We start from the raw sequence: 8,322 nt of genomic DNA on the forward strand, positions 1-8,322 counted from the left end.
CTTTTTACAGGTATATTACTGCAGAAATTTTATGCTGTAGAACATACACATTATTAATATCTATGGATAACAGATTATACAGGAAACTGTGTACGGGACTTTAGTCTTCAGGGAAAATCAAGGGGAAAATATATGGTGGGATGCAAAAATGGGGGGATGCAATGATGGGATCAAGGAAATAAAATGAGGGAATCTTAAGATTATAGAGATTACAACGGTGTGAAGTTTTTCTTAAATGAAGTTACTTTCATGTATACTTTATCAGAAGAAGCTTTTTAGTAATTAACAAATAAAAATGTAAGGGGAATTCTGTTATTGTCATTTTGATGCGTTTTCTACGAAAAGACAGTACAGTTTTAGCGTTACACGTTCGTGTGACGAGAGTAACACCCACGTGTAACTATAGTGACACGTACGTGTGACTAAAGTGACACCATCGTGTCACGGGAATTTTGTATAATTTTGAAGATTATCTACTGAAAATTATTAATGCAATAATCTCTATCTTTTAAGAAAGAGAATCATCATAATCATCCAGACGGTTATTCCACAAGTATTTTCTTGTTTCCTTAACTATTACACCAGACAATAATAATAGCGAAATGAGATTAGGTACTGCCATCAATGCATTTACAATATCAGCAAAACTCCATACAAGAGAAAGATTAATAACTGAACCTACGTAAATCATAATTATCCATACTATCCTATATGCTAGCATTACTTTTCTTCCTCCAAGATATTCAACAGCTTTCTGCGAATAATAGGTCCATCCAAGGATTGTACTAAAAGCAAAAGTCACTATACCGAAGGAAAGAATAGGTGTTCCTACATATGGGATCTTGGCAAAAGCCATTTTTGTAAGTGCAGCATCACTAGTATGATCTATATCAGGATAAGCCAAAATACTACTGACAAGAACGAGACCTGTAAGAGCACAAATAACCACTGTATCCCAAAAAGTTCCTGTAGAGGATACAAGAGCTTGTCTTACCGGATTACGTGTCTGTGCAGCTGCTGCCACAATTGGCGCCGAACCCAAACCGGACTCATTAGAGAAAAGACCACGAGCAATACCATATCGGGCAGCCATCATAACTGTGGTACCTACAAAACCACTTCCTGCAGCCTTGGCTGAAAATGCCGATTCGAATATCAAACTGAAAGCCTCTCCCAAATAAGCATGATTGACAATAAGAATATAAACACATCCCAACACATACATCACAGCCATAAAAGGAACAAGAGCTGTGCAAACCTTGGCTATACCTTTCACACCGAAAATTACTACTAATGCGGTGAGAACACTCATGCATATACCACTGAGGTGTGGAGAAACGTTATAAGATTCATTAAGTAAAAGTGAAATGGAATTGGCTTGTACCGTGTTTCCTATTCCAAAAGCAGCCAAGGCTGTGAAGACACAAAATACTACTCCAAGCCATTTCATTCCCAACCCCTTTTCAAGAGCATACATAGGTCCGCCTATCATCTCACCAGATGAATTCTTCACTCTGTATTTCACGGCAAGAAGGCCTTCGGCATACTTTGTAGACATACCAAGCACACCAGTGAGCCAACACCAGAACACTGCTCCCGGACCTCCTAATGCCACAGCCGTAGCCACACCGATAATGTTTCCCGTACCAATAGTTGCAGCCAACGATGTAGCCAACGCTCCGAACTGACTTACATCACCATCAGCATTACCTTCTTTCGAGAAGGACAGTTTCAAAGCCTTGAACAAATATAATTGAGGGAATCTTAATCTTATAGTCAGAAAAAGGTGTGTACCCAAAAGCATTATTATCATTGGCCACCCCCAAACCAACGAACTGAAATCATTGAAGAATTTTATTACTACTGATAAATCCATTTGCTATTATTTTGAGTGCAAAAATAGCAAATAAATAGAAAAACCAACAAAATACAGAAAATAAATTAAGCAAATAAAGATTTTATCTTACACAGGTTGATTCAAACCATAGTACAAAGTTTCTTTACCTGTTCTTCAAAATCTTCCCTATTCTTTGCCTTGTTCTTGACAGCAGTACGATAATTATATATGGTTTGCGGTGAATAGAAAAGTAAAGTGGCAATCCTTGAACTATCCTTTATACCAAGTCTAACTAGAGCAAAAATCCTTAGTTCGGTATTAAGAATATCACCTTTTCCTGGAATAATCTCTTCACCATCCTTAAGAAGCTTGTTAAACTCAGAAACAAAATCAGGATAAAGTGTAAGAAAGGCAGTATCGAAATTGACAAAGAACTGCCTGGCATCACTATCCGACATTTTACTGCTATTGGCAATCTTGAGTAAATCATCAACCTGCTTAGCCTTGACTTTTCTCTTCACCAAGTCCTGATATTTGTTCAATTTGTCAATATAGGCAGCACACAGTTCGATAAAGAGACTTACATACTCTTCGCGTGTACGATTTGTTTTCAGCAATTCAGAGTTCAGTTCCTTAAGCTGCACATTCATATCAGTCACAATAGATCTTTGAACTCTCAACAGTTTCAACTGCCTGAAGATATACAGCATAGCAAGCACTAATAGAATACTCAAAAAACTTATGAAATAAATAGACCTTACAAGTATAGTGTTCCTCTCAATCCACTTATCCTGATATGTGTTTACTATAGGTGGGAACTTCTTTGCTATTTCCAGCATCCTTAACCTGTTGTTATAAAACACAGCATCTTCCATCGAATAATTAATATATTTATTCGCTCTGGCCAAATCCGGTTCTTGATTCTGATACAAAAACATAGCAAGTTCCTGCATAGAAAGATTCTCTTTCAGTGGACAAGTTATATCCGAAATGGCAGACATTATAAGATATTTTTCGTAGTCCTTCATGTTACCTTGTTTCTTATGAGCAAATGCCAAGCCGCATGTAACACATGCATAAAGTCTTGTGTCAACCTTCAGACCTACCAAAGCCTTTTCGTAAAACTTCTGTGCCTCATACTGGTTCCCCTTTCTGGCATTCAATTCCCCACTCCAATACATAAATTCGTTTGATGTAGGCTCAAGAACCTGCAACATTGAATCATTATAAAGCATTTCCCTGTTTCTGAAATCCACCGCAAATGCATCGTCAGCCGAATACTCACTCCATACACTGTACACCCATTCGTATGCTGAATAATAGTCAAACATAAGAGATGAGTCAAGCCTGTCCCTGTCTATCTCCTTCAACACATCAAGCGACTGAGAGAAATATCCGGTAGTAGCAAGCAGCAATGAACGATTTATCTTACACATATCAATGTATTTTTCCACCGACGATTTAACCGCCATCTCTTCGGCAAGCGACAGATAATAAAATGCAGAATCCGACCTGTAAGTATAATACTCAAGGAATACATCATTATAAAGTCCGAACAGTCCTGAGTAACTATTAATCTCATCTTTCAAGCTTTTTATACTATCGATACGGGTCTCCTTAGCACGGCAGAACTCATCCCTCTTAAGAAGCAAAGCATCAAGTTCTGTATACAGTTTCCCTGTATCATCCGCAGCAAATACAGACGACACACCAATCATAAGCAAAAGCAACAAAGTAAATTTATTATTCATAATACTATATATAGATGAGCTGAATACAAAAATAAACAAAGTTTTGAATAAATCAAAATCTACTTTACACCATATACCACATATAACGAATTTACTAATTATCTGATAATTATATATACACATCAACTACTGGCAATCTACTTGACATCTACTTGACATCTACTTGAACAAGGAATATGAAAAAAACGTAAATACATTTGCGACATGAGAAAAATATAAGCTACTGCTGTGAATTTAAACACTACAATATATCTAATTCCTTAAACAATTTATCATGAAAAAGAAAATCTTTTCCTATTTGGCACTTGCATCAATATTGCCTACAATGACAATGCAAGCAAATGAATCGGATTTCAGAATTTCTGAACAGGATTCACTATCTACAAAGAAAGCTGATGGTAGCGAAAGAAACGTAATGCTCAATGCAGCGGATGCTACTAAACCTCGTGAAATACAGATAGGACTCCCTAGCGAAGATGTAAACGTATATGAAAACGGACTTCCTGCAGTTTACTCGTCGGCAGTACACAAACTTCAGTACCACTGGCGAAGCGATGCCAGCCTTGGTGAAGTAGGACTGATGACTCCATCAGAATCTGCCATCAAAACAGGAAATATTGCTTACTCTGTAAACTCATTCAGCAAAATAGGTGATAAAAAATTCAAAGGTATAGTGAACTACCGTTCCAATCATTTCGGACTACAGCAGTTCGACATGAACGTTACAGGCGGTATAGGAGACAAATGGAGATATTCCGGTACAATGTATCAGACATTCGACCCGGGAACATTCAAGGTTAAATTCGATGAATATGCCGACCGCACACAGATCTACCGTGCAGGTCTGACAAGACTGTTCAACGACAACAAAGGCAAGATCAGCCTTCTCTACAAATATGCATACAGCAGAAACTCACTTAACCAGCTCAACTCTGCACCATTCATCTATGTGGGCGACGGTTCTATAAAAGAATTACCGGGATTTGAACCGGGACTGGCTTCATACGGTCCTGCAAGCGGAGAGTTCGAATATATGGACATCATGGACGGAAAAATGAAGACATGCAACCTCAGAGACATGGCCGACAACCGTTCACACGAAGTAACATTGCTTACTGACTATACTTTCGACAACGGTCTGAAATGGAATCTCGACTTCAAATATATGAATGCACCTGAAGCAAACTATGTTGACTTCGGAGGCAGTACGATAAACGAAATTACAGAAGCAGACGGATACACACTATCTGACGGGACTCCATACAGCGGACTTATAGAAGGACGACGCACATGGCTTCACTTCGGAAAAGTGAGAAACATCCTCCTCACAACAGAACTTGAAAAGACATTCGGAAACCACAGAATGAACCTCGGTCTGAACGAATGGTACTATCATCTGGACTATCATTCATCATCAATGCAATGGACTGGTACAGTACAGGAATATCCTGAAATACTTACAGCAGCCGACGGCAGCCGTTTCCGCGGATTCAACGAACTGAGTCCTGAATATACAAAAGGATATGAAAACAAACTCGCATTGTATTTTACTGACGACTGGCAGATAAATCCAAAACTTAATCTGTTCTATGGTGGACGTCTGGAATACTACAGAATGTCGGCCGACCAGATTGCACATCCACGCTACTCAGGCTTCTATATTGGCGATACAGCTCCTGACGGAACGCTCATAACTCCGGCAAACGTAACAAAAGACAAACTGAACTACGCTGCCACAGCAAGAGTGACATACAATATGATTAAAGGATTCGGACTAACAGCCGACGGTACTGTTGCAACAAGATTCCCAAGAATAAACGAATATGCTGGTACTGGTCCTACAGAAGAACAGTACAAGAGAGTAACCATTCCATTAGTACGTGGTGGATTATTCTACAAGAACAGCTGGCTAGATCTGACTTCAATGGTTACATATATCGCTAAATCAAATAACATCGACCAGCAGAATCTGACCAAACCAGGAACAAGCGAAGGAAAGACCGTACTCCTTATATATGATATACAGACATTGGGATGGACAACATCGGCAGAAATAGACCCATTCAAAGGTTTCCACCTGCACGCGCTGTTTACATACCAGAAACCGGTATACAAAAACTATAATGCCAGCGTAACATTCAGTGACGGCTCACAAATGGGAGTAAATGCCAACAACATGATAGTAAAGGAAATCCCTCAGATTCTTGTTGAGTTGGACCCAAGTTACAACATAACAAAAGACTTGCGTTTATGGTTGAGTTTCCGTTACTTTGGAAAAACATACGCCAACCTTCAGGAAGCTCTTTACTTCAACGGACGCTGGGAAACATTCGGAGGTATAAACTGGACAGTAAACAAGAACTTCGACCTAGGAGTGACAGTAGTAAACTTCCTGAACCAAAAAGGAGCCAAAGGAACTATCAACGGTTCGGAACTTATAACCAAGGACGAAGCTTCAAAATATGCAGGATGCTACATGAGCGGTACTTATCTCCGTCCGTTCACAGTAGAATTCAGCGCAAGTATAAAATTTTAAAATCATAAACCCACAATAATTAGAACCATGAAAAAGTTAATTATCGCAAGCGCACTGGTATGTGCAGCATTTCAAGCAAATGCGGAAAACAAAGTATTCCGTATATCAACAAACCAGACCGACCTTATCCTCCAGGTAGGAGATAACGGACGTCTGTATCAGACATATCTTGGTGAAAAACTTCTCCACGAAGAAGACACAAAGAACTTCCAGTGGAACGTACATGCTGCCTCAGACGGCAGTGTAAGCCAGCGCGGATGGGAAGTGTACAGCGGTTCGGGAAACGAAGAATACTATGAACCGGCAATAGCAATCACCCACAACGACGGTAAGACATCCACATATTTATATTATGTATCTTCATCTACAAAAGAAGTAGAAGGAGGAACACAAACAACTATCAATCTCCGCGACGACAAATATCCGGTAGATGTAACACTCCACTATGTGGCATATCCTAAAGAAAACGTAATCAAGACATGGAGCGAAATCAAGCATCAGGAAAAGAAACCTATCACTCTTTCCACTTATGCTTCGACAATGCTATACTTCAACCGTACATCGTACTATCTGACTGAATTCAGCAGCGACTGGGCAAAAGAAGCGCAAATGAGCAGCCAGCAGCTACAGTTCGGAAAGAAAGTAATCGACACAAAACTGGGAAGCCGTGCGGCAATGCATACACATCCTTTCTTCGAGATAGGACTTGATCAGCCTGTAGCAGAAAATCAGGGTGATGTACTGATGGGAACATTGGGATGGACAGGTAACTTCCGTTTCACTTTCGAAGTTGATAACGTAGGCAACCTTCGCGTCATTCCTGCCATCAACCCTTACGCTTCAAACTACGAACTTCCTAAAAACGAAGTGTTCACCACACCGGAATTCATCTTCACTCTGAGCTATAACGGAACTTCTGAAGGAAGCCGTAACCTCCACAACTGGGCAAGAAACTATAGCCTGAAAGACGGTAAAGGCAGCAGACTCACACTGCTTAACAACTGGGAAAATACAGGTTTCAACTTCAACCAGGAAATCCTTGCAGAACTGATGAAAGAAGCAAAACACCTTGGTGTAGATATGTTCCTTCTTGACGACGGATGGTTCGCAAACAAATACCCTCGTAAAGATGACAAAGCAGGACTTGGCGACTGGGAAGTGACACACAGCAAGCTGCCTGGCGGTGTTCCTGCACTTGTGGATGCTGCAAAAGAAGCCGGAGTGAAATTCGGTATATGGATTGAACCGGAAATGGTAAACCCAAAGAGCGAACTCTTCGAGAAACATCCTGAATGGGCTATCCACGATGAAAACAGAAAGATGTACTACTACCGTAATCAGCTTGTACTCGACCTGAGCAATCCTGAAGTACAGGACTATGTATACAGTGTAGTGGAAAACCTGATGAAGGAAAATCCTGAAATAGCATTCTTCAAATGGGACTGCAACAGCCCTATCACAAACATCTACTCTCCATATCTGAAGAACAAACAGGGCAACATGTATATCGACCACGTACGCGGTGTATACAACGTGATGAAGAGAGTAAACGAGAACTACCCTAACGTTCCTATGATGCTTTGCTCAGGTGGTGGTGCACGTTGCGACTACGAAGCACTGAAATACTTCACTGAATTCTGGTGCAGCGACAATACAGACCCTATAGAACGCATATACATACAGTGGGGATTCTCACAGTTCTTCCCAGCAAAAGCTATGTGTGCACACGTTACAAGCTGGAACAAGAATACTTCAGTGAAATTCCGTACAGACGTAGCTTCTATGTGCAAACTCGGTTTCGACATAGGTCTTAAGGAAATGAGTGCAGAAGAACTGGAATACTGCCAGACTGCCGTTAACAACTGGAAGAGACTGAATCCTGCAATCATGGACGGTGACCAGTACCGCCTGGTTTCACCATACAAATCAAACCACATGGCAGTGAACTATGTCAGCAAAGACCAGAACAAGGCAGTATTATTTGCATACGATATCCACCCACGCTATCAGGAAAAACTTATGAACGTGAAACTTCAGGGACTCGATGCAAACAAGATGTATAAAGTAGAAGAAATTATTACTGTCCGCTAAAAGTTCATACATCATTATAATGATAGGGCCGTCCTCCGATTTTGGAAGTCAGCCCTATTTTGGTTATCTTTGAGTCACCACACTAAAAGTTTAACCATGAGCAAAAG

Annotated in this window: 4 protein-coding genes; 2 read left to right on the top strand and 2 right to left on the bottom strand. The window is 40.3% G+C overall.

All coding sequences use genetic code 11. The annotated features are described in order from the left end of the window. Positions 1–508 precede the first annotated feature (508 nt). Positions 509–1,876 (bottom strand): alanine/glycine:cation symporter family protein, encoded by a 1,368-nt coding sequence (locus I6E11_RS13735; protein WP_235338713.1) that lies wholly within the window; start codon positions 1,874–1,876, stop codon positions 509–511. A 101-nt stretch (positions 1,877–1,977) separates the two neighbouring features. Next, positions 1,978–3,588, bottom strand: coding sequence for a SusR family glycan utilization regulator (locus I6E11_RS13740; protein WP_235338714.1), 1,611 nt, complete (start codon positions 3,586–3,588; stop codon positions 1,978–1,980). A 274-nt stretch (positions 3,589–3,862) separates the two neighbouring features. On the opposite strand from I6E11_RS13740, the gene I6E11_RS13745 reads away from it, so the two are divergent. Beyond that, complete coding sequence (locus I6E11_RS13745) at positions 3,863–6,124, top strand: TonB-dependent receptor (protein ID WP_235338715.1); 2,262 nt, start codon at positions 3,863–3,865, stop codon at positions 6,122–6,124. A gap of 27 nt (positions 6,125–6,151) precedes the next feature. Continuing rightward, on the top strand, positions 6,152–8,215 hold the full coding sequence (locus I6E11_RS13750; RefSeq protein ID WP_235338716.1) for an alpha-galactosidase: 2,064 nt from the start codon (positions 6,152–6,154) through the stop codon (positions 8,213–8,215). Positions 8,216–8,322 lie beyond the last annotated feature (107 nt).

It is taken from the genome of Bacteroides caecigallinarum, assembly GCF_021531075.1.
Classification (GTDB): Bacteria; Bacteroidota; Bacteroidia; order Bacteroidales; family Bacteroidaceae; genus Phocaeicola; species Phocaeicola caecigallinarum_B.